Raw genomic sequence first — 23,636 nt, forward strand, 5'->3', positions numbered from 1 at the left:
ATCGTCTGTTCTGCGTTGAGTCCGGCCATTTTCTCTCCCTCGTCGCCCCGGCGCTGGCGGGGGCCGCTCTGTGGTTTGGGCTGCGCTTCATGACGCTGGGGCCCCGGCCTGCGCCGGGGCGACAGAGACTATTGATGATCCAGCATCCCCAGGATGCGCTTGGCGATCACGTTGTTCTGGATTTCGGTCGAGCCGCCGTAGATCGTCGTCGCTTTGCCGAAGAGCCAGGCGCGGACCGCGTGAAGCTCGGCTTCGGTGAAGCCCTCGCCTTCCCAGCCCAGCCCTTGCAGCCCCTCGATCTCGATCGTCAGCTCGGCGCGTTCCTGACCGAGTTTGGTGCCGATCGTCTTGAGGATCGACGACACTTCGGACACGCCGCCCGCTGCCTTGGATTCCGCCTGGACGCGCATCGCGGTCAGCAGGAAAGCGCGCCAATCCATCTCGAACTTGGCGATCCGCGCGCGCAGGTCGGGATCGGCGATCCGCCCCTCGGCATCGGCGCCGACATATTTCTTGGCGATATCGGGCAGGCCCGGCCCGCTCGGCTGCAGTCGCGATCCGCCACCCGATAGATTGGTCCGCTCATGCTGGAGCAGGCGCTTGCCGATCGTCCAGCCCTGCCCTTCCTCGCCGACCAGATTCTCCTTGGGCACCTTCACGTCGGTGAAGAAGGTTTCGCAGAACGGCGACATGCCGCTGATCATCTTGATCGGCTTCACTTCGACGCCCGGCGAGGTCATGTCGATCAGCAGGAAGCTGATCCCCTTGTGCTTGTCGGATTTGTCGGTGCGCACGAGGCAGAAGCACTTGTCGGCCCATTGCCCGCCCGAGGTCCAGGTCTTCTGGCCGTTGACCAGATAATAGTCGCCCTTGTCCTCGGCGAAGGTCTGGAGGTTGGCGAGGTCCGATCCAGCATTCGGTTCGGAATATCCCTGGCACCAGCGCACTTCGCCCTTGGCGATCGCCGGGATATGCTCGCGCTTCTGCGCCTCGTTGCCATATTCGAGCAGGGTCGGGCCGAACATCATCACGCCCATCCCGCCGATCGGGTTCCACGCGTCCGCGCGCGCCATTTCGTCGGCCAGCACCCGCGCCTCGGCCCGGCTCAGCCCGCCACCGCCATATTCCCTAGGCCAGGTGGGGACGCCCCAGCCCTTTTCGCCCATCGCCTCGCGCCACGCCGTCATCTCGGGCGTTTCGCGAGTCGGCCCTTCGACGCTGGCAAGCGCATTGCCCTTGCCCTTGAGCGACGGCGGGAAATTGGCGGCGAGCCAGTCGCGCACCTCTGTGCGAAAATTATCGAGCGCGTCGGCGGGGCGTTCGAGCTCGGCGGCGGATGCCATGAAACCTCTCCTTTTCACCGAATCTGAATATCGGGTATGGTCCGGAGATGACACATTCCAAGGCAGCGGGAAAGCCCCTGACGACACGGGTACGCGAAGCGCTGAACGCCGTAGCGGAACCCGGACGCGCGCCGGCGATGCAGGCGTATATGAAATCGGCGATGCCTTATCTCGGCGTTTCGACGGTCCCACGGCGCGCGGCGCTCAAGCCGATCTTTGCCGCCCTCGATTGGCCCGACAGCGCCGCGTGGCAGGCCGACGTACTGTCCTTGTGGCGCGGCGCGGCCTTTCGCGAGGAGCGCTATGCCGCGCTCGAGCTCTCGGCGGTCAAGGCCGCGCGCCGGTTCCAGCATATCGACGTGCTGCCGATGTACGAAGAGATGATCGTCACCGGCGCTTGGTGGGATTATGTCGACGAGATCGCCGGGCATCGCCTCTGGAGGCTGTTGCAGAACGACCGCGCCGCGATGGACGCGACGATGCGCGCTTGGTCGACCGACGCCGACCTGTGGAAGCGGCGAAGCTCGATCCTCTGCCAGTTGCTCGCCAAGCATGAGACCGACCTCGACCTGCTCTATGCCTGTATCGAGCCGTCGATCGGCTCGAGCGAATTCTTCCTCAGGAAAGCGATCGGCTGGGCGCTGCGCCAATATGCCTGGACCGACCCCGACGAGGTCGCGCGCTATGTCGCAGCCAACGAAGGTCGGTTAAGCGGCCTCACCAGGCGCGAGGCGCTCAAGAATGGCGGGAAGCGGAGAGGCGAACGAGCATGACGATCACCGGGGGCTGCCTGTGCGGGCAATTGCGCTACGAGGCGCAAGGCGAGCCCGACGCCATGGGATTCTGCTATTGCGCCGATTGCCGCAAGGCGTCGGGATCGGGCTTCATCCCCTTCATGGGCTTCCCCGCGAGCGCTCTGGTCATCACCGGGCGGATGAACCCGTTCCATTCGCCGGCAATGAGCGGCGGCGGGGCGACGCGGAACTCGTGCCCCGATTGCGGGGGGCTGGTGTTCGGCGGCATCGCTGGCGTGCACGACAGCCATACGATCTACGCGGGGTCGCTCGACGACCCGTCGCACTTCCGGCCGACCATCGCGATCTTTCTGCGCGACAAGCCCGATTGGGTGGCGATGCCGGAGGGACTGACTGTGTTCGAGACGATGCCGGATTAGAACAGTGCGGCGCGGCGTGGGCCTGCCGCCGGTCCTTCAAGGGCGACCCTCTCCCCCCGTCATCCCGGCCTTGTGCCGGGATCCGCCGTGCTGCTTGGTCATGGCCAAGAGATTCAAAGCTCATAACGCTCGGCCCGGATCCCGGGACAAGCCCGGGATGACGGAGGAAGGATTGCCATTCCTGTCCTCAATTCGAACCCAGCATGAAGCGTCAATCGCGATGATTTGACTATTACATCACCGTATGGCTATATAGCCAGATGGCTATCGAATCACCTCATCTAGACGCGACCTTCGCCGCACTCAGCGACCCCACCCGCCGTGCGATCCTCGCGCGGCTGTCGCTGGGCGAGGCGACGGTGTCCGAACTCATGCGGCCCTTCGCGCTCAGCCAGCCGACCATCTCGAAGCATCTCAAGGTGCTCGAACATGCCGGCCTGATCGAAGGCGGTCGCGATGCGCAGCGTCGGCCGCGGCGGCTGCGCGCCGAGGCGATGAAAGACGCCTCCGACTGGATCGACCGCTTCCGCGACCAATGGGAGCGCCGCTTCGACAATCTCGACCGCCATCTCGCCACCACCCGAGCCCCCAAGAAGGAGAAATAGATGCCCGCCTCCGCTTTTGCCACCGATGCGACCGGCTTCACCATCGACCGCACCGCCCACGCCCTCCGCTTCGTCCGCGATTTCGCCGCACCGCCGCAAGCCGTGTTCACTGCCTGGACCACGCCCGAGAGCGTCAGCTTGTGGTGGGATGCCGGCGGTGAGCCGCTGTCAAAGTGCGAGATCGACCTGCGCGTCGGCGGCAGCTTCGTGTTCGTCTCGCCAAGCCACGCGCACATGGCGTTCGCCGGCACCTATCAGCGGATCGAGCCGCCGCATCTGATCGAATTCGACGCGATGGGCGCGCTCGGCCGGGTCATGCTCGCCGACCACGATGGCGGCACCCGCATGACGGTCGAGATCGTCTGCCGCTCGGACGAACATCTCGACGAATATATCAAGCTGGGCGTGGCCAACGGCACCAGCCAGACGCTCGACAATCTCGTCGCCCATCTCGCCTGAACTCCCCGGCAGCGCCGCTCCTTGCCCCCGAGGAGCGGCGCTTTGCGATACCGGAACAAAACGGGTATGAGCGGCCGGTGACGCATATCGAAATCGGGTGAACGACGAGAGAATTGGTCGCAAGGGAGGAAGGATGCGCTTCGACAATCGAGCGGTACCGCTCGCGCTCACCGCGGTGCTGATCGATACGGTCGACTTCGGTGTCATCGCGCCGGTCATGCCCAAGCTGCTGACCTCCCTCGGCCGTATTGACATCGAACACGCCACGCGCGTCGGCGGGTGGATGATGGTCGTATTCGCCGGCATGCAATTCTTCGCCGGACCGATCCTCGGTAATCTTTCCGATCGGTTCGGACGCCGCCCCGTGCTTCTGGCCTCGATGCTCGCTTTCGGGCTCGATTACGCCGTGATGGCGTTCGCGCCGACCATTGCCTGGCTATTCCTCGGTCGCGCGATCGCCGGCGCCACAGGCGCGGTTTACGGCCCTGCCGGGTCGGTCATTGCCGACGTGACGCCGCCGGAAAAGCGTAGCGCGACCTTCGCGCTGATCGGCGCCGCCTTCGGATTGGGCTTCATTCTTGGGCCCGGCCTCGGCGGTATCGTCGCGCCATTGTTCGGCGTCCGTGCGCCGTTCCTCCTCGCCGGCGCGCTGGCGCTGGCCAATGCCGTGCTGATGTATTTCGCCATGCCGGAGACGCTGGCGCCCGAGAACCGCCGTCCGTTCCGGTTGAGCGATGCGCACATCATCGGCGCTTTCAAACCCTTGTTCCATGCCGGCCGGGTCGGGCCGCTGCTGCTCGCGACCTTCCTCTGGCAGCTCGCGCACATGGTCTATCCCGCGACGTGGAGCTTCTGGGCGACCGCAGCTTTGGGCTTCGGCGAGAAGGCGATCGGCTGGAGTCTCGTGCTCGTGGGCGTCCTCGGCGTGATCGTCCAGGGCGGCGTGACCGGCCGGATCATCGCGAGGATCGGCGAACGCCGCGCGTTGATGATCGGTCTGCTCGCCGGCGGTTTGTCGTTCCTCGGCTATGCCTTCGTCACTGTCTGGTGGCAGATCATTCCGCTGTTCGTGGTCAGTTCGTTCTCCGGCCTCGCCATGCCGGCGATCCAGGGACTGTTGTCGCGGATGACCGACGCCACGCGACAAGGCCAGCTCCAGGGCGGCATGGGGAGTATGGGCAGCGTCGCGGCGATCGTCGGACCGTTCATCCTGACCCAGGCGCTCGCCACGGGGATCGACCATCATTTCCCCGGCGCCGCATTCGTCGTCGCGGGGACGCTGGGGCTGGCGTCGTGCCTGATCATCACGTGGAAAGTCCTCGAGCGCGTTCCCGGGAAGGCCGAGGCAATGGCGGAGGGCTGATCGCCTCTCGTGCCGTCATCCCAGCGCAAGCTGGGATCTCAGGCAAAGGCGCGATGCGGCTTGAGGCCCCAGCGTTTGCTGGGGCGACGGAAATATGACTACCCTTCCTTCCCCGGCCGCCGCGTCAGCGCCACGTCGAGATGGCCACCGGCGTCGAGCAACGTCACTTCGCCGGTGATCGCGCGCGCGATCGGGTCGAGCAATTGCACGATCGGCCCGGCAATGTCGTCGGGCCCGGCGGCGAAGCCCATCGGCACGCGGCTGGCGATATTCTGGTTGAGCCGCTCGAATCCCTCGGCGCCGAGCCGCTTTTCGAACCAGCCGGTGCCGACATAGCCCGGCGCCACCGCATTGACCCGGATCCGCGGCGCCAGCACCCGCGCCAGACTCTTGGTCATGGTGATCAGCGCGCCCTTGGACGCGGCATAGGCGACCGAGGACCCCATGCCGAACACGCCGGCGACGCTCGCGACATTGACCACGGCGGAAGCATCCTGCTCGCGCATCGCCGGGGCGCAGGCGCGGACCATCTGAAACGCGGCCACGGTGTTGAGCCGGTAGATGTCGACGAAATCTTCGGCATCGAGCGCGTCGAGATCCTCGTGATTGGCGAATTTGGTGCGGCCGGCATTGTTGACCAGGAAATCGACCCTCCCGAACGCGTCGATCGCCGCCTGCGCCAGCGCCTTGCACGCCGTATCCTCGACGATATCGGCCTGGACCGCGATGGCGCCGTTGCTGGCCTCCGCCGCGACCGCCTCGGCGTCGTCCTTGCTCGACGCGTAATTGACCACGCACCGCACCCCGCGCGCGGCGAGCATGCGGACGGTCGAGGCGCCGATTCCGGTGCCGCCGCCGGTGACGATCGCCACCCGGCCCTGCATCGAGCCGCTCATGCCTGGGCACTCGGCCGCGCCGACACGCGGTCGTGCCAGGCTTTCAGATGCGGCATGTCGCCGGGGATCGGCTCGTCGATGAATCCGGCAAAGTCGATGATCGTCAACAGCGCGATATCGGCGATGGTGAAACAATCCGAGGCCAGGAATTCGCGGCCGTCGAGATGGCCGTCGACGAAGCGCATCGCCTCATGGAGCTTGGGACGGTTGGTCTCGCCGAATTCCTTGTGCTGCTGAACGACCCGCGCAGTGAACGGATGCGTGTGCTGCCAGATCATCGACAAGGGCGTGCCGAGCCGCAGCTCGACTCGCCGCGTCCACATGCAAATCCGCGCGCTGTCGAGCGGATCGGTGCCAAACATCGGCGGCTCAGGGTGCAGCGCGTCGAAATAGCGGCAGATCGACACCGTCTCGGTCAGTACCTCGCCATCGTCGAGCTGGAGCGCCGGTACCTGCCCCAGCGGATTGACAGCGAGGAACGCTTCGGACCGCAGCTCGCCGGTCGGAATCGAAATGTCGGTCATCGGCACCGACACGCCTTTCTCGGCAAGCAAGATACGCACACGGCGCGGATTGGGCGCCGGATTCGGCGCATTGTAGAAGAGCATCCCGTCCCTCGATTCTATTTTTCGAATATCGCGTATGGCATTTCGCATTGGCTTCGCCTAGCGGATTGGTGACCGAGAGGAGCCGGTTTCGACGATGACCGCACAACAATTGCTGACCAGCGATTTCGCCACCCTGCCCGCTATCCTGCGCGAACAGGCGAAGGAGCGCGACGCCAAGACCGCGGTGGCCGACGACGGCGGGAGCTACACTTATGCCGAGCTCGACGCGCTGATGGATCGCATCGCCGCGGGCCTGCAGCGCGACGGGGTGAAACAGGGCCAGGCGATCGCCGTCGTAGCGGCGTCGTCGATCAATTATGCCGCCGTGTTTCTCGGCACGCTCCGCGCCGGCTGCATCACCGCGCCGCTCGCACCGTCGTCGACGCCCGAGGCGCTGGCGGCGATGATTGCGGATTGCGGCGCGCCGATCGTGTTCCTCGACGGCGACAATCAGGCGGCGATCGCCGATCAGCCGATCGCGGCGAAACAAGTCCGGCTCGACACCGACGCGTTCGCAGCGTGGCTTGCCCCCGTCGGCAGCAAGCCGGCGCCAGTGGAGATCAAACCGGAGGATGGGTTCAACATCATCTATTCGTCCGGGACCACCGGCACGCCCAAGGGGATCGTACAGTCGCACCGGATGCGCTGGGCGCATATCCACCGCAATGTCGAGGCGGGTTATGGCGACGCCGTCACGATCAACTCGACCCCGCTATATTCGAACACCACCCTGGTCAGCTTCTTCCCGACGATCGGCTGGGGCGGCACCGTCGTGCTGATGAAGAAGTTCGACGCGCGCGGCTTCCTCCAACTCGCAGAGAAATATCGCGCGACGCACACGATGCTGGTGCCGGTCCAGTACCAGCGGATCATGGCCGTACCCGATTTCGACAGCTTCGATCTGTCGAGCTTCGTCATGAAGACCTCGACCTCCGCCCCCTTCTCCGCCGCGCTCAAGGCCGATGTCGTCAAGCGCTGGCCGGGGCGGCTGGTCGAATTCTACGGTATGACCGAAGGCGGCGCCTCGACCGGGCTCGATTGCACTGCCTTCCCCGACAAGCTCCACACGGTGGGTCAGCCAATGCCCGGGCACGACATGCGGCTGATCGACGACGACGGCAACGAAGTCGCGCAGGGCGAGACCGGCGAAGTGGTCGGCCGCTCGCCGGCGATGATGAACGGCTATCACGGCCGTGCGCAGGCGACGCGCGATGCCGAATGGTACGACGCGGACGGCAACCGCTTCATCCGTCACGGCGATATCGGCCGGTTCGACGAGGACGGCTTCCTGATCCTGATGGACCGCAAGAAGGACCTCATCATCTCGGGCGGGTTCAACATCTATCCGGTCGATATAGAGGCGGTGCTCAAGCAGCATCCGGCGATCCAGGAATGCACAGTGATTGGCGTGCCGTCGGAGACATGGGGCGAGACGCCGGTGGGTTTCTACGTGCCGAACACCAGCGTCGACGCGTCGGCAGACGAAATCATGGCGTGGACCAACAAACAGCTCGGCAAGACCCAGCGGCTGTCGGCGCTGCATCCGATCGAGGAACTGCCGCGCAGCGCGATCGGCAAGGTGCTCAAGCGCGAGCTGCGCGACCTCCTCGCCGCCGAACACGCCTGACGCGGTACGACGGCGACCGACCAACTAGATGCACAAGGACATGACCCTTCTCGATCCTCCCCCGCCAGGGGAGGATTGAGCGACAATCCGCCCAATCGCGAGCAATCAGAGGAAAGAGCATGCCGGGCCTGAAGCAGATCATCAATGCGTTGCAGCCGATCGAGGGCGGCTGGCGCGGCACGATTCCCGATACGTGGCTGCAAGGACGGACCAGCTATGGCGGGCTGTCGGCGGCGCTCGCGCTCCACTCCGCGCAGCAATCGGATGAGGATCTGCCGCCTTTGCGCTCGGCGCTCGTCGCCTTCATCGGCCCGCTGTCGGGCGATGTCGTGATCCGCGCCAGCCGGCTGCGCCGAGGCCGCAACGCCGCTTTCGTCCAGGCCGATGTCGAGAGCGAAGCAGGGCTCGGGTTGCGCGCGACTTTCGTGTTCATGAGCGCGGTCGAGTCGAAGCTCGACCATCAAGTCGGATCGGCGCCGGACTTCCCGCGACCGGGGCCGGGCGACACCACCTTCAAGGGCAATTCCGCGGTATCGTTCGCGCAGAACTTCGAATTGCTCGACCGCCGCGACGCGACGGTCGGCGCGGCCGAATGGCTGCGCTGGGTGCGGCTGAACGAGCGCGAGGGGCTCGATCCGATGGTCGAGTTGATCGCCGTCGCCGATTGCCTGCCGCCCGCCGCGCTCAAGCTGATCGGCGGGCCGGCGCCGTGCAGCTCGATGACCTGGCAACTCAACCTGCTCGGCTCGCAACCACGCACCATCGACGGCTGGTGGCTGCTCAGGACCAACGCCGATTATGCCAAGGCGGGCAGTTCGAGCCAGGAGATGATGATCTGGAACGCCGATGGCGAACCCGTGGCCGAACAGATGCAGAGCGTCGCCATCTTCGCCTGACCGGTGGCTTCCTGTCGTAGCGCGACAATTTGCGACAATTTCGTCATGGACTGACATGCCCGAGCGACACAGAGGAACCACAAGGTTCTCGATGGCGGGGAATGACCCTTCGCCCGATCGAGGACTACGGGATGAATCGAGTGTTTCTTGCCGCGGCGCTCGCGAGCGCAAGCTTCATGGGGATCGCATTGGTCGGACCGACCGCGGCGCAGACCGCGCCGGCGCCTCGCGGCGACGTCAATGGCGACGGCGTCCTGACTCGCGACGAGGCGATGGCGCAGGCCGATGCGCGCTTCGATCGCATGGACGCCAACAAGGACGGTAAGCTGACCTCGGACGAGATGCGTCCGCGCGGACGGATGGGCGGCGCCGAGGTGCCTCCTCCGCCCCCGCCGCCTGCTGATGGGGCGGCTCCTCCACCGCCTCCGCCGGGTGGCCCGGCGATGGGTGGGCGCGGCTTCGGCGACCGCATGTTCGCGCGGCTCGACACCAATGGCGACGGCGTAATCGACCGCGAGGAATTTCGTGCCCAGGCGGCGCGGCGGTTCGATCGCATGGACACCAACAAGGACGGCAAGATCGACGCGGCGGAACGCGAAGCCGCGCGCGACGCGATGAGATCGATGCGCGGCCCGCGCGGCATTGGCGGGGACATGCCCCCGCCGCCGCCGCCCGCGCCGGAAGACAAGCCCGGGCAATAATCCCCATGTGCCCAGGCTGCCGGGCGGGTGCCCCTCCTCACCCGCCCGGCCCTCCACCCTTTTCCCTTTCGGGGCTTTTCAGGGGGACGATAGATGCTTAGCGAAATGCCGATGGGCGGCACTCCCCACATTCTTCTGGTCGACGACGAGCGCTCGATCCGCGAGCCGCTCGCGCAATATCTGACCAAACAGGGTTTCCGCGTGACGCAAGCGGGCGACGCCGAGAGCGCGCGGACGCGAATGGCGGCCTATGCGATCGACCTCGTCATTCTCGACATCATGATGCCGGGAGAGGATGGGCTCAGCCTGTGTCGGCATATTCGCGCGACCGGAGAGATCCCGGTCATCCTGCTGACCGCCAGGAGCGAGGAAACTGACCGTATCGTGGGGCTGGAGATGGGCGCCGACGATTATGTCGTGAAGCCCTTTTCGCCGCGCGAACTGGCGACCCGCGCTCGCGTCATCCTGCGCCGTGCCGCCGGCAGCGGGACGCGCCAGCATGCCCCCGAAAGCGGGTCCTACGCCTTTGCCGGCTGGGTGTTGAAGACCGGCGAACGCGCGCTGGTAGATCGCGAGGGTGTGTCGGTGCCGCTGTCGACCGGCGAATATAATTTGCTGCTGGCTCTGGTGCTGCGCCCGCGCCAGGTGCTGACGCGCGACCAGTTGCTCGACCTTACCCAGGGCCGCGAGGCGATGGCGTTCGATCGCGCGATCGACAACCAGGTCAGCCGCCTCAGGCGCAAGATCGAATCCGACCCCAAGAACCCGACCGTCATCAAGACGGTATGGGGCGGCGGCTATACGCTGGCAGCCGAAGTGACGCGCCTGTGAACGACGCGACGGGTAGGACAAGATCGTGAGATTATGGCCGCGCAACCTGCCGGGGCAAATGGCCGTGCTCGTCGCGGTCGCTCTGTTCATCGCGCAGGCGATCAATTTCGGGCTGCGCCTGCGCGATCGCCAGGCGTTCCGGCTCGAACAGACCGTGGGACCGGTCGCCGCGCGCATCGTCGACGCCGCACAAGGTCCGCGCAACCGTCATGCGGGCCAGCCGCTCGAGATCGTATCGGCACCCCCCGTCGGCGACGAGACCCCATGGGACCGCTTCCGCTCGCGCCCATGGCCATCCGATCCGATCGAGGCGGGGTTGCGGCGCCGGCCGGATATCGAGGAGGCGCTGCGCGCGCGCCTGGTCGAAGCGGGCATTCCGGTAGGACACGTCATCACCGGAGTCCGGCCGCTGCGCTCGGACGATACGCGCTTCGCCAGGATGTCGCGGGTCAAGGCGCAGCGCTATCGCTTCGCCCGTCAGGAATTGCTGATCGCGGTCGAGCAACCCAAGGTCGGCTGGTGGGCGGCTTCCGTCCCTTGGCAGGATTCGGAATGGCCGTTCCTGTCGCGGCTGATCGGCCAGACCCTGGTGCTCTACGTGATCGTGCTGCTGCCGGTGCTGCTCGCGACGCGGCGCATCGCCCAGCCGTTGCGCTCGCTGGCCAAGGCGGCGCAGCGGTTCCATCCCGGCGAGGCAGACGGCCCGATCACCGAGAGCGGCCCGCACGACGTGCGGACGCTGATCATGGCGTTCAACGAATTGCGCACCCGCGTGACCGCGATGCTCGAGGAAAAGGACCGCATGCTCGGCGCGATCGGGCACGATCTGCGCACCCCGCTAGCGGCGCTGCGGGTGCGGATCGAATCGGTCGACGATGACGACGACCGCGCGCGCATGGCCGACACGATCGACGAGATGAACCGCACGCTCGACGACATCTTGTCGCTGGCGCGGCTGGGGCGGCCGAGCGAGCAGGCGACCGAGGTCGATCTCGCCGCCCTGGTCGATGCCGGGGTCGAGGATGTCCGTGCCCTGGGCAAGCCGGTCGAGTTCCCCGCGGTCGAGCGGCGGACGAGGCAGCTGCGCCCGTCGCTGATGCGGCGCGCAATCCGCAACCTGATCGAGAACGCGGTCAAATATGGCGGCGGCGCGGAGGTGCTCCTGCGCTCCGACGCGAAGACCGTGGAGATCGTGGTGTGCGACGACGGGCCAGGCATTCCGCCCGACCGCATCGCCGAAGTGTTCGAGGCGTTCACCCGACTGGAGGGGTCGCGCAACAAGGAAACCGGCGGCATCGGCCTGGGCCTGGCACTGGCGCGCGCGATCGTGCGCGAGGCGCGCGGCGATATCCGGCTGGAGAACCGCCCCGAGGGCGGCCTCGCCGCGACCATCACGCTGCCGCGCTGAGTCTTCCCGTCGTCGCCCGCTCAGCGCGGCACTTCGTTCCGCACGAGCAGCATCGACGCCGCCGCTAGCACCATCACCACCGCGGCGCAAGCCATCGTCCAGATCGGCTCGGTCGGGAAAAAGGCATGGATGATCGCGCCCATCACCGTCGCGACCACGAGTTGCGGCAACACGATGAAGAAGTTGAAGATACCCATGTAGATGCCGAACTTCTGCGGTGGCAGCACACCGGCCAGGATGACGTAGGGCATGGTCAGGATCGACGCCCAAGTGAAGCCGATCCCGACCATCGGCAGCAACAGCATCTGCTGGTCGCGGACGACCAGCAACGAGGCGAAACTGGCGGCGCCGATCAGCAGACAGGCGATATGCGTCCTGGCCGCGCCGATGCGCTTCGCCAGTAGCGGCAGCGCGAAAGCGGCGAGCGCCGCGACGCCGTTATAGACCGAAAACAGCACGCCCACCCAGTCGGCCCCGTCGTTATAGGCTCTGGCGGTCGGGTCGACCGAGTGGAACACATATTGCGCCACGACCGGCGTGGTGAAGATCCACAGGATGAACAGCGCCAGCCACGAAAAGAATTGCGCCAGCGCGAGCCGCCACATCTGGTCGGGCATCCGCACCAGGTCGCTCATGATCTGGACCAATGCGTTGTCGGCGTTGCGCCGCACCATCGCCGCGGCGACGAGCATCAACACGCCCGCTCCGACGAGAAGGCCACCGAGCACGTAGAGATCGCGCTCGAGCGACCAATGGCGGATCGCGCCGATCAGCAGCGCGCCGGCCAGGGCACGGCCGGCGCCCGCCAGCGTCAGGACGCCGGGCAAGCGAGCATCGGGCAGCGCGTGGTCGATGTCCCCGGCCCCGCCGTCGCCGAACGCGCGCAATTGCTCTGGCGGATATTCGCGCGTGGTCAGCACGGTCCACAACACGGCGCCGAAGATCGCCACCGCGCCCAGATAGAAGGAATAGCGCACCGAGTCCGGGATGGCGCCGGCGGCCGCGACGTTGCTGACGCCGAGTTTGGCCATCGCGAACGGCGCCAGGCTGCCGACCACCGCGCCCGCGCCGATGAACGCGGTCTGGAAGGCATAGCCGGCGGTACGCTGCGACGGCGCGACCATGTCGCCGACGAAGGCGCGGAACGGCTCCATCGATACGTTGATCGAGGCGTCGAGCATCCACAACAGCAAGGCGGCCGCGAGCAGCACCGATGCGTTGGGCATGCCGACCAGCGCCAGCGCCGCCAGCGTCGCCCCGGCCAGGAAATACGGTCGCCGCCGCCCGAACCGCCCCCAGGTGCGATCGCTGAAATGGCCTATGATCGGCTGGACCAGCAAGCCGGTGACCGGCCCCGCGATCCACAGCAAGGCCAGGCTGCCGACGTCGCTGCCGAGCGACTGGAAGATGCGGCTGACATTCGCGTTCTGCAGCCCGAACGCGATCTGGATGCCGAAAAAACCGAACGAAATGTTCCACAGCCCGCGCCAATCGTGGCGCGGTTTTTCCGCCAAAAGCGCGCTCATGCCCTGGGCGCCGTCGAGCGGCGGACGACCAGACGCGGCGGCAGCATCGCCGCCTCGACGGGCTGCGAGCGGATCTGGCGCAGCAAGGTGTCGACCAGCATCGCGCCGGCCTTGGCGTAATCCTGCGCGATCGTGGTCAGCGGCGGGTGCGACAGGCTCGCCGCCGGAATGTCGTCGAAGCCGATCACCGCCACGTCGTTGGGAACGCCGAGCCCGGCTTCTTCCAGCGCGCGCATCGCACCGATCGCGATCAGATCGCTGGCGGCGAAGATCGCGTCGAACGCGACGCCGCGCCTGAGCAAGTCGATCGCCGCATCATAGCCGGACGCCTCGGTGGTGATGGCGTCGACCTGCAGCCCGGGATCGGGATCGATCCCCGCGTCGAGCATGGCCGCGCAGGCACCGCGATAGCGATCGGCGAGTTCCGGCGAATGGGTCGAGGTCTGACCGAGAAAGGCGATCCGCCGCCGCCCGAGGCCAAGCAGATGCGCGACGGCATCGCGCCCGCCACGAACATTGTCGCAGCCGATCGTCATACCGGGCTGGCCCTGTTGCACCGATCCCCAGCGGACGAAATGCGTCCCTTGCGCCTCGAGCTGCTCTAGCCGCGCGCGATAGGTTTCGTAATCGCCATAGCCGAGCAGGATGATCCCGTCGGCCTTGTGGCTGTCCTCGTAATCGACATGCCAATTCGACGAGAGCTGCTGGAACGAGGTCAGCAAGTCGTAGCCCCGCAGCGCGCAGGTCCGCGCGATCGAACCGAGCATCGACAGGAAGAAGGGATTGATCAGCGACTCGTCGGGAGTCGGGTCCTCGAAGAACAGCAGCGCCAGCGTATTGGTGTGACGGCTGCGCAGCGACGAGGCGTTCTTGTCGACCTTGTAATTGAGCTGCGCCGCGATCGCCTCGATCCGCTTGCGGGTGGCTTCGCTGACGGTGGGGTCGCCGCGCAACGCGCGCGAGACGGTCGGTTGGGAAACGCCCGCGCGTTGCGCGATATCGAAAGACGTCGGTTTGTCGGTGATCATCGCCCGACGGCTTCTCCCGCTGCCGGCCGTCGTCTGCGGCCGATTGGGCGCGAGTGTAGCGGGCAGCGTGGCGGCGCGATAGGGCCCGCGCGCGTAATGAGTGTCCGGCAACCGTCCCTCCCCTTGCGCCCTCTATGTAGCGGGGCGATCGGCCGAGACTAAGCGAGCGTCTGCCGGGCAGGAACGCCATCACATACGTATTCAACCGCCGCTGCCGGCGAGGCGTGGCACAGTGTCCGGCACACGGGAGGACTGGATGCTCAAATCAATCGTGGTCGCGCTCCTCGCGGCGCTCACACTCAACCCCGCCCTGGCGGCGACCAAGACACCCGATCCCTATTCGCCCAAGCCCTATGTCACGCTGACGCACCCCGCCTGGTCTCGGGATGCGGTCCTCTATCAGATCAATACCCGCCAGTTCACGCCGGAGGGGACTTTCAAGGCCGCGGAGAAGCAGCTTCCGCGGCTCGAGGCGCTAGGCGTCGATATCCTCTGGCTGATGCCGATCCATCCGATCGGCGTGCAGAACCGCAAGGGCACGCTCGGCAGCCCCTATTCGGTGCGCGATTATTACGGCGTGAATCCCGAATTCGGGACGCTCGCCGACCTCCAGTCGTTCGTCGCCGCCGCGCACCGGCTCGGCATGCACGTGATCCTCGACTGGGTCGCCAACCACACCGCCTGGGACAATCCCATCCATGCCGCGCATCCCGGCTGGTACGAGCATGACTGGAAAGGCGCCAACCGGCCGACTCCCTGGTGGGATTGGTCCGACATCATCGACCTCGATTATTCGAAGCCGGGCCTGCGACGCTACATGACCGACGCGATGAAATATTGGGTGCGGACGGCCGGCGTCGACGGCTTCCGCTGCGACGTCGCCGGCTATGTTCCGCTCGACTTCTGGGAGAATGCGCGCGCCGAGCTCGATCGCATCAAGCCGGTTTTCATGCTCGCCGAATCCGACCAGCGCGACGTCCACCGCAAGGCCTTCGACGCCAGCTATGCGTGGAAATGGAACAATGCGATGGCCGATATCGCCGCTGGCAAGGCGGATGTCGGCGCCTTGTTCGGTTATTACTCCGAGACGGAGAGCGCCTGGCCGGCCGAGGCGATGCGTATGGTCTATACCGAGAATCACGATCAGAATGCGTGGGACGGCACCGAATTCGAGCGCTTCGGCAAGGCGCTGCCCGACACCATCGCCTTGTCGTTCGTCGGCGACGGCATTCCGCTGATCTACAACGGCCAGGAAGCCGGCAATCCCAAGCGGCTCAAGTTCTTCGAACGCGACCCGATCGTCTGGCGCGACCATCCCAACGCCGCGCTGTTCCGCCGACTGATCGCGTTCCGCAAGGCGCACCCGGCATTGTGGAACGCGCCCTGGGGGGCGACGATGACGCCGGTCGTCAACACCGCGCCGTCCAAGGTACTGTCGTTCGTCCGCGAGAAGAATGGCGACAAGGTACTGGCGCTGTTCAACCTGTCGGCCGACAGCCAGACGATCGGCTTCACCGACGGGCCGAGCGATGGCGATTATGTCGATTTCGCCGATGGCTCGCACCTGACCGTGACTCGCGCGACCAGCCTGACGCTGGCGCCATGGAGCTATCGCATCCTGTCGTCCGCGCCCCTCTGACCGGGGCGATGCAGCCGCGCAACACCGGCCAATGCATAATTCCTGAATACGTATGTGGCCAACTTGGCCCCATCCCCACTGCAACATAATCGCAATGCAACCGCACGCGCCATGTCGGCCGCGTCGAACCGCAAGCCAAACATGGCGCGGTTGCAAGGGGAGGAATCGATGACTGCTTTCCGTTCGAACCGTCGTACCCAGCTCGCCTTGCGCGCGAGCGGCATCGCGCTTGCCGGCGCGCTGACGGTGTTCGCGTCGCCGGCGTTCGCGCAGGATACGACTGCGCCCGCGCCGACGGCGAACGACCAGGCGAACGCCGATGCGCCCAAGGACATCGTCGTGACCGGCTTCCGCGCGGCGCTCGCCAGCGCGACCGCGAAGAAGAAGAATTCCGAACAGATCGTGGAATCGGTCTCGTCGGAAGACATCGGCAAACTGCCCGACAACGGCATCGGTGAATCGATCGCGCGCCTGCCGGGTATTTCGGCGCAGCGCAACGCGGGCCGCGCCAACATCATCTCGATCCGCGGCTTCGGTCCCGACTATTCGACGACGACGCTGAACGGCCGCCAGCAGACCACTACCAACGACAGCCGCGCGGTCGAATTCGACCAATATCCGTCGGAAATCCTGGCCGGCGTCGACGTCTACAAGACCGCGGAAGCCGACAAGACGGCCGGCGGCCTGGTCGGCAATGTCGACCTGCGCACCGTCCGGCCGCTCGATGTCGGCAAGCGAGTCATCGCGGTCGGCGCGCGCGGCACCTATGTCGACAACAAGCTGCAGCCGGATTCGACCGACAAGGGCTTCCGCGCCTACGGCACGTTCATCGATACCTTCGCGGACGGCAAGGCCGGTATCGCGCTGTCGGCCGCCTATACCGACGAACCCTATCAGACCAAGGATTTCAACGCCTGGGGCTATGGCGGTTACCCGGGCGGCGGCCAGGGCATGAACGGCATCAAGACCTGGTCGGAATCGGATCGGCTCAAGCGCTTCGGCACCAATGCCACGTTCCAGGTGCGGCCCGACGACAATCTGACGATGACGATCGACGCCTTCTATTCGCGCTTCATCGATCGCATCGATCAGCGCGGCTTCGAAATGCCGTTCAATTGCGGCGGCGGTTGCGGTCACGATTCGATTTCCAACGTCACCACGACCAACGGCCTGGTCACCGCGGCGACGATCACCGGCACGCCGCTGATCGAGAATTACGCCAACGACCGCGTCGCCAACCAATATTCGGTCGGCTGGAACGGCGTGTGGAAGAACGACAGCGGCTGGCGGGTCATGGGCGACTTCAGTTGGTCGCGCACCGATCGCACCGATAATTCGCTCCAGACCACCGCCGGCCTCGGCCGTGCCCTGCCCAATCCCACCGCGGTCGTGTCCTACACGATGACGCCGACCGGACCGCAATTCACCAGCAACTACAATGGCGCCAGCTCGGCATTGGTGCTGACCGACGTCGAAGGCTGGAGCGGATCGCCGATCCAGGCGGGCTACGACAATCTACGCGACACGAAGGACGACCTGGTCGAAGCCAAGGCCGAGATCGAAAAGGAAATGGGCGGGTTCCTGAAGTCGCTGAAGGTTGGCGTCGACTATACGTCCCGCACCAAGACGCTGAGCGCGCAGGAAGGTTACCTCAGCCCGCCGAACGGCGCGACCACCGCGGTGATTCCGAGCGACCTGCTGCTCGAGCCGCTCACGCTCGACCGCGGCCTCGGCAAGATCCTCGCCTATGATCCGCGCACGCTCGTAGCCAATGGAGTGCTGGTCTATACGCCGAACAACTTCGGCACGACCAAGGGCTATGGCATCGGCGAGAATGTCTGGACGCCCTATGTCATGGCGTCGCTCGACGGCGATCTCGGCGGCGGCACCCGACTGACCGGCAATATCGGCGTCCAGGCGATCCATTCCGACATCACCTCGAGCGGCCAGCTGTTCTCGACCGTCACCGACCACTATTGGATGGTGCTGCCGAGCCTGAATCTCAATCTGCGTACCGCCAGCGATTTCGTCATCCGCTTCGCGGCGTCGAAAGAAATGATGCGGCCGCGCTTGCCCGACCTCAACAACGTCATCAGCTTCGGATACGACGCCACCAGGCAGCTTTATTCGGGCAGCGGCGGCAATCCCCGACTCCGTCCCTACCGGGCCACGGCGTTCGACCTCAATTTCGAGAAGTATTTCTCGACCAAGGGTTATGTCGCGCTGCAGCTGTTCTACAAGAATATCGACACCTACATCGCCAACGGCTTCACCGACAGTTTCGACTATTCGCAGCTTCCGACCCCGCCGGGAATCGTGCCTCCGACCCCGGTTGGCATCCTGTTCGCGAACGTGAATACGCATGGCGGACACATGTACGGTGCCGAATTCGCCGGGACGCTGCCGTTCGAAGTGTTCTCGAAGGCGCTGACCGGCTTCGGCATCACCGGCGGCGCCGGTTATACCGAGACGCAGGTCCACGACTTCAACGGCGCGTTGACCGTCATTCCGGGCTATTCGAAATGGGTCGCCAATCTCACCGCGTTCTACGAGAATAGCGGGTTCAGCCTACGCGGCAGCATGCGCTATCGCTCGACCTATCTCGGCGATTTCTCGCTCTACAGCGGGGGCCTCGATCGTCAGCAGGTGCTGGGCGAGACGATCTACGATGCGCAGATCGGCTACGACTTCTCCAAGACATCGGCGCTCAGGGGGCTGTCGATCTATATCCAGGGCCAGAACCTCACCGACACGCGGTCGGCGACGCTCGCCTCCGTCAACAACGCCGTCATTCCCGGCGCCTATCTCAAGTATCAGCAATACGGCCGACGTTTCGTCGCCGGTTTCACCTTCAAGTTCTGATGACGCGATCCGCCTCGCCGGGTAATTCCGGCGAGGCTCATCGCTGGTGAAGGCTTTCATGACTCATCCCACGCCGCTCGACATCGTCATCGCCGGCGGCGGAACGGCAGGATGGACGGCCGCCGCCATCCTGGCCCGCTTCCTCGGCAATCGCGCCACGATCACGCTGGTCGAATCCGATGCGATCGGCACGGTCGGCGTCGGCGAGGCGACGATCCCGCAGATCCACAATCTGATCATCGGGCTGGGCCTCGACCAGACCGAGTTCCTGCGGCGCACCAATGCCACGTTCAAGCTCGGGATCGAGTTCAGCGACTGGCTGCACCCCGGGCATCATTACATTCACAGTTTCGGCCAGGTCGGCCGCGGGGTCGGGCTGATCCCCTTCCGTCAGCTCTGGCTGCGCGGCCGGCACCTCGGCGTCGCGGGCGATTACGGCGATTACAGCTATAATGTCGCAGCGACCCGGCTCGATCGCTTCTCGACGACCGACGGGCGCGAGGGCAAGCCGACCGAGCTCGCTTACGCCTATCATTTCGACGCGAGCCTGTTGGCGGGGATGCTGCGCGACTATGCCGAGGCACGCGGCGTGCGGCGGGTCGAGGGACGGATCGAGAAGGTCGAGCGCGACGGCGAAAGCGGCGACATCCGCGCGCTGCGCCTGGACCATGACCGCGAGGTCGCGGGGTCGTTCTTCATCGACTGCACCGGCTTTCGCAGCCTGCTGCTCGGCGATGCGCTCGGCGTGCCGTTCGTCGACTGGCGCCACTACCTTCCCTGCGACACCGCGCTCGCGGTGCCGAGTGAGACGCGGAAGGAACTGCGTCCCTACACCCAGTCGATGGCCCGTCCGGCGGGCTGGCAATGGCGCATCCCGCTGCAGCATCGCACCGGCAACGGCCATGTCTTCTGCTCGGAGTTCATGTCGGTCGACCAGGCGAGCACGCTGCTGCTCGACACGATCGAGGGCGACGCACTGGGCGATCCGCGCCCGATCCGTTTCATCAGCGGGCATCGGCAGCAATTCTGGTCGCACAATTGCGTGGCGCTGGGCCTCGCCGCCGGCTTCATGGAGCCGCTCGAATCGACCAGCATCCATCTCGTCCAATCGGGGCTGGGCCGCCTGCTCAACCTATTGTCGGGCGATTTGTCGGACGTCACCGACGCGCGCACCTATTTCAACCGGCTGTCGGTCGTCGAATGGCAGCGAATCCGCGACTTCATAATGCTGCATTACGTCGCCAACAACCGCAACGGCGAGCCGTTCTGGGATCATTGCCGGGTGATGGAATTGCCGTCGACGCTGGCGGAGAAGATGGCCTTGTTCCGCGAGGCCGGCACCTTCGTCCGTGAAGAAGACGAGCTGTTCCTCGACGACAGCTGGGGCCAGGTGATGATCGGCCAGGGCATCATGCCGCGCAGCTGGTCGCCTCTCGCGGACAATGTGCCGGCGCAGGATATCGGCCCGTTTCTCGAAGCGCTGGCGAAAGCTTGTCGCATCAAGGCGGAAGCCCTGCCCAGCCATCGTGCTTTCGTCGCGGCGATGACCGGCGACGCCTTGGAGAACCCCGCATGATCCGCCGCTCGTTGCTCGCCGCCCTGCTCGCCGGCGCGCTCGCCCGGCCGGCGTGGTCGTCGCCCGAAGCCGCCCCCGCCGCGGCGGCCGCCGCGTCGTATCGCGATCGGCTGCCCGAGGACGAGGTGATCTATTTCCTCCTCCCCGACCGCTTCGAGAACGGCGATACACGGAACGACACCGGCGGGCTGAAGGGCGACCGGCTGGTCACCGGCTTCGATCCCGCCGCCAAGGGTTTCTATCACGGCGGCGACCTCAAGGGGCTGCTCAAGCGGATCGACTATATCCAGGCGCTCGGCGCGACCGCGATCTGGGTCGGTCCGATCTTCAAGAACAAGGCCGTCCAGGGACCCAAGGGCAGCGAATCCGCCGGCTATCACGGTTATTGGATCACCGACTTCACGCAGGTCGACCCGCATTTCGGCACCAATGCCGATTTCAAGGCGCTGGTCGACGCGGCGCATGCGCGCGGGATGAAGGTCTATATGGACATCATCGCCAACCACACCGCCGACGTGATCAAATATCGCGAATGCGTGCCCGACACGCCGTGCGCCTATCGCAGCCGCGCCGACTATCCCTACACCCGTCGCGGCGGCGTCGGCGGTCCGGCGATCAATGCAGGGTTTCGGGGCGACGGCATCGCGACGCCGGAGAATTTCGCCAAGCTGACCGATCCGAGCTGGGCCTATACGCCGTACCTGCCCAAGGGCGAGGAAAAGACCAAGGTCCCGGCGTGGCTCAACGACCCGATCTATTACCACAATCGCGGTGATTCGACCTTTTCGACCGAGGATTCGCTGCTCGGCGATTTCGGCGGGCTCGACGATCTGATGACCGAGAATCCGCGCGTGATCGCGGGGATGATCGACATCTACGGCAAGTGGATCGACGATTTCGGCGTCGACGGATTCCGCATCGATACCGCGCAGCATGTCGACCCCGCCTTCTGGCAAGCGTTCGTGCCGGCGATGCTGGCGCGCGCCAGGGCGAAGGGCATTCCCAATTTCCACATCTTCGGGGAGGTCTTCACTGGCGATCTCGACGTCGCCCGCCTCGCCGCGCACACCAGGGTCGACAAGCTTCCGGCAGTCCTCGACTTCGCGTTCCAGCGCGCGGTGACCGATGTGGTGGGCCGCGGCGCGCCGACCAGCGAGCTGTTCCACATGTTCTTCGGCGATCCCGCCTATGAGAATGGCGAGGCGACCGCCCGGACGCTGCCGACCTTCCTCGGCAATCACGACATGGGCCGCTTCTCGATGTTCGTGAAGGCCGGCTTTCCCCAGGCGAGCGACGACGAGATCCTCAAGCGCGTCATCCTAGGCCATGCCATGTTGCTGACGCTGCGCGGCGTGCCGACGATCTATTACGGCGACGAACAGGGCTTCGTCAGCAAGGGCGGCGACCAGCTCGCGCGCGAGGACATGTTCGCCAGCAAGGTCGCGGTCTATAACGACACGAGGCTGCTCGGCACGACCAAGACCACCGCCACGCCGAGCTTCGGCACCGACACTCCGATCTTCAAGGCGATCGCCGAGCTGGCGCGCATCCGCACCAGCCACCGGGCGCTGACCCGCGGGCGCCAGGTACCCCGCGCCTGGGGCGACAAGCCGGGGCTGTTCGCGGTCTCGCGCTTCGATCCGGACAGCGGCAAGGAAGTGCTGATCGCGTTCAACACCTCGACCGCGCCGGTCAGCGCCAATGTCCTGGTCGAGGACTCATCCACCGCTTTCACCGCGCTGCACGGCGCGTGCGAAGCCAAAGCCGCCGCGCCGGGCAGCCTGAAGGTCAGCCTCGCCCCCCTCGATTTCATCATCTGCGAGGCCAAGTGAACGACGTCGCCCGCCTGCCCGCCGCCCGGACCACGCACGATTGGTGGCGCGGGGCGGCGATCTATCAAATCTATCCGCGCAGCTTTGCCGATTCGAACGGCGACGGCATCGGCGACCTGCCCGGCATCACCGCGCATCTCGACCATGTCGCCAGCCTGGGGGTCGACGCGATCTGGCTGTCGCCCTTTTTCACCTCGCCGATGCTCGACTTCGGCTATGACGTGGCGGATTATTGCGACGTCGATCCGATCTTCGGCACGCTCGCCGATTTCGACGCGCTGGTCGCTCGCGCCCACGCGCTCGGCCTCAAGGTGCTGATCGACCAGGTCTATTCGCACAGCAGCGACCGCCATCCCTGGTTCCTGGAAAGCCGCGGCGACCGCACCAATGCCAAGGCCGATTGGTACGTCTGGGCCGACGCCAGGCCCGACGGCTCGCCGCCCAACAATTGGCAATCGGTGTTCGGCGGCCCGGCCTGGACGTGGAGCGCGCCGCGCCGGCAATATTACATGCACAATTTCCTGCCCGAGCAGCCGCAGCTCCACATGCATCTGCCGGCGGTACAGGACGCGATGCTCGGCGTGGCCAAGTTCTGGCTCGATCGCGGGGTCGACGGCTTCCGCATCGACGCGATCAACTTCTCGATGCACGACCCGGCGCTGACCGACAATCCGCCGGCACCGCCCGGCCCCCGCACGCGCTCGTTCGATTTCCAGCAGCACATCCACAACCAGAGCCAGCCGGAGATTCCGCTGTTCCTCGAGCGGTTGCGCGCTTTGCTCGACGAATATGGCGCGACCTTCACCGTCGCCGAGGTGGGTGGCCCCAGCCCCGAGGCCGAGATGCATGCCTTCACCCAAGGCGACCAGCGGCTCAATTCGGCTTACGGCTTCAACTTCCTTTATGCCGACCGGCTGACGCCCGCCCTGGTCCGCGACGCGCTGGCGCAATGGCCCGACGCGCCGGGCACCGGCTGGCCGAGCTGGGCATTCGAGAATCACGACGCGCCGCGCGCGATCTCGCGCTGGGCCGCGCCAGAGCATCGCCACGCCTTCGCGCGGATGAAGCTGATGCTGCTGATCGCGCTGCGCGGCAACATCTTCCTCTACAATGGCGAGGAACTCGGCCTGACCCAGGTCGATATCCCGTTCGAGGCGCTCAAGGATCCCGAAGCGATCGCCAATTGGCCGCTGACGCTATCGCGTGACGGCGCGCGCACGCCGATGCCATGGCGCGGTACCGCCAACGACCATGCCGGCTTC

20 protein-coding genes are annotated in these 23,636 nt (G+C 65.8%); 15 read left to right on the forward strand and 5 right to left on the reverse strand.

All coding sequences use genetic code 11. The annotated features are described in order from the left end of the window. Positions 1–128: 128 nt before the first annotated feature. Complete coding sequence (locus tag ACTHJR_RS05640; protein WP_440522146.1) at positions 129–1,343, reverse strand: acyl-CoA dehydrogenase family protein; 1,215 nt, start codon at positions 1,341–1,343, stop codon at positions 129–131. A gap of 47 nt (positions 1,344–1,390) precedes the next feature. On the opposite strand from ACTHJR_RS05640, the gene ACTHJR_RS05645 reads away from it, so the two are divergent. The 5 genes from ACTHJR_RS05645 (at position 1,391) to ACTHJR_RS05665 (ending at position 4,944) form a co-directional block, all read left to right on the forward strand. Continuing rightward, positions 1,391–2,116, forward strand: coding sequence for a DNA alkylation repair protein (locus ACTHJR_RS05645; protein ID WP_440522147.1), 726 nt, complete (start codon positions 1,391–1,393; stop codon positions 2,114–2,116). Beyond that, entirely contained in the window at positions 2,113–2,517 is a 405-nt protein-coding gene (locus tag ACTHJR_RS05650) for a GFA family protein (RefSeq protein ID WP_440522148.1), read from the forward strand. The genes ACTHJR_RS05645 and ACTHJR_RS05650 overlap by 4 nt, the downstream gene beginning before the upstream one ends. A 260-nt stretch (positions 2,518–2,777) precedes the next feature. Continuing rightward, on the forward strand, positions 2,778–3,122 hold the full coding sequence (locus tag ACTHJR_RS05655; RefSeq protein ID WP_440522149.1) for an ArsR/SmtB family transcription factor: 345 nt from the start codon (positions 2,778–2,780) through the stop codon (positions 3,120–3,122). Next, complete coding sequence (locus ACTHJR_RS05660; RefSeq protein ID WP_440522150.1) at positions 3,123–3,581, forward strand: SRPBCC domain-containing protein; 459 nt, start codon at positions 3,123–3,125, stop codon at positions 3,579–3,581. It begins immediately after the preceding gene. A 133-nt stretch (positions 3,582–3,714) separates the two neighbouring features. Continuing rightward, positions 3,715–4,944 carry an MFS transporter gene (locus ACTHJR_RS05665; RefSeq protein ID WP_440522151.1) on the forward strand — a complete coding sequence of 410 codons (1,230 nt, stop codon included), beginning with the start codon at positions 3,715–3,717 and terminating at the stop codon, positions 4,942–4,944. A 98-nt stretch (positions 4,945–5,042) separates the two neighbouring features. Here ACTHJR_RS05665 and ACTHJR_RS05670 read toward each other — a convergent pair whose 3' ends face one another. Further along, a complete protein-coding gene (locus ACTHJR_RS05670; RefSeq protein ID WP_440522152.1) occupies positions 5,043–5,840 on the reverse strand; it encodes an SDR family NAD(P)-dependent oxidoreductase in 798 nt (265 codons plus the stop codon). Continuing rightward, entirely contained in the window at positions 5,837–6,448 is a 612-nt protein-coding gene (locus ACTHJR_RS05675; protein WP_440522153.1) for a glutathione S-transferase family protein, read from the reverse strand. The genes ACTHJR_RS05670 and ACTHJR_RS05675 overlap by 4 nt, the downstream gene beginning before the upstream one ends. 94 nt (positions 6,449–6,542) lie before the next feature. Here ACTHJR_RS05675 and ACTHJR_RS05680 point away from each other — a divergent pair, with 94 nt between their 5' ends. From ACTHJR_RS05680 to ACTHJR_RS05700, 5 genes are all read left to right on the forward strand, one after another. Beyond that, on the forward strand, positions 6,543–8,075 hold the full coding sequence (locus tag ACTHJR_RS05680; protein ID WP_440522154.1) for a class I adenylate-forming enzyme family protein: 1,533 nt from the start codon (positions 6,543–6,545) through the stop codon (positions 8,073–8,075). A gap of 119 nt (positions 8,076–8,194) precedes the next feature. After that, positions 8,195–8,971, forward strand: a complete 777-nt coding sequence (locus ACTHJR_RS05685; RefSeq protein WP_440522155.1) for a thioesterase family protein — start codon at positions 8,195–8,197, stop codon at positions 8,969–8,971. Positions 8,972–9,102: 131 nt separating this feature from the next. Further along, positions 9,103–9,672 carry an EF-hand domain-containing protein gene (locus tag ACTHJR_RS05690; protein WP_440522156.1) on the forward strand — a complete coding sequence of 190 codons (570 nt, stop codon included), beginning with the start codon at positions 9,103–9,105 and terminating at the stop codon, positions 9,670–9,672. Between the two features lie 111 nt (positions 9,673–9,783). Next, positions 9,784–10,503, forward strand: coding sequence for a response regulator (locus ACTHJR_RS05695; RefSeq protein WP_440522165.1), 720 nt, complete (start codon positions 9,784–9,786; stop codon positions 10,501–10,503). Between the two features lie 58 nt (positions 10,504–10,561). Then, on the forward strand, positions 10,562–11,911 hold the full coding sequence (locus ACTHJR_RS05700; RefSeq protein ID WP_440522157.1) for a sensor histidine kinase: 1,350 nt from the start codon (positions 10,562–10,564) through the stop codon (positions 11,909–11,911). A gap of 20 nt (positions 11,912–11,931) precedes the next feature. Here ACTHJR_RS05700 and ACTHJR_RS05705 read toward each other — a convergent pair whose 3' ends face one another. Both ACTHJR_RS05705 and ACTHJR_RS05710 read right to left on the reverse strand, forming a co-directional pair. Next, entirely contained in the window at positions 11,932–13,437 is a 1,506-nt protein-coding gene (locus tag ACTHJR_RS05705) for an MFS transporter (RefSeq protein WP_440522158.1), read from the reverse strand. Next, the gene (locus ACTHJR_RS05710) at positions 13,434–14,465 is read right to left on the reverse strand and encodes a LacI family DNA-binding transcriptional regulator (protein WP_440522159.1); all 1,032 of its coding nucleotides are present in this window, start codon (positions 14,463–14,465) and stop codon (positions 13,434–13,436) included. Before ACTHJR_RS05710 ends, ACTHJR_RS05705 begins: the two co-directional genes overlap by 4 nt. Positions 14,466–14,721: 256 nt before the next feature. On the opposite strand from ACTHJR_RS05710, the gene ACTHJR_RS05715 reads away from it, so the two are divergent. From ACTHJR_RS05715 to ACTHJR_RS05735, 5 genes are all read left to right on the forward strand, one after another. Further along, entirely contained in the window at positions 14,722–16,104 is a 1,383-nt protein-coding gene (locus tag ACTHJR_RS05715; protein ID WP_440522160.1) for an alpha-amylase family glycosyl hydrolase, read from the forward strand. A gap of 168 nt (positions 16,105–16,272) precedes the next feature. Beyond that, positions 16,273–18,966 carry a TonB-dependent receptor gene (locus ACTHJR_RS05720; protein WP_440522161.1) on the forward strand — a complete coding sequence of 898 codons (2,694 nt, stop codon included), beginning with the start codon at positions 16,273–16,275 and terminating at the stop codon, positions 18,964–18,966. Between the two features lie 58 nt (positions 18,967–19,024). After that, the gene (locus tag ACTHJR_RS05725) at positions 19,025–20,542 is read left to right on the forward strand and encodes a tryptophan halogenase family protein (protein ID WP_440522162.1); all 1,518 of its coding nucleotides are present in this window, start codon (positions 19,025–19,027) and stop codon (positions 20,540–20,542) included. Then, positions 20,539–22,374 (forward strand): alpha-amylase family glycosyl hydrolase, encoded by a 1,836-nt coding sequence (locus ACTHJR_RS05730; protein ID WP_440522163.1) that lies wholly within the window; start codon positions 20,539–20,541, stop codon positions 22,372–22,374. The genes ACTHJR_RS05725 and ACTHJR_RS05730 overlap by 4 nt, the downstream gene beginning before the upstream one ends. After that, a partial coding sequence (locus ACTHJR_RS05735; RefSeq protein WP_440522164.1) for an alpha-amylase family glycosyl hydrolase occupies positions 22,371–23,636 on the forward strand: 1,266 nt, incomplete at its 3' end. The genes ACTHJR_RS05730 and ACTHJR_RS05735, both read left to right, overlap by 4 nt.

The organism is Sphingomonas sp. (assembly GCF_051962185.1).
Taxonomy (GTDB): Bacteria; Pseudomonadota; Alphaproteobacteria; order Sphingomonadales; family Sphingomonadaceae; genus Sphingomonas.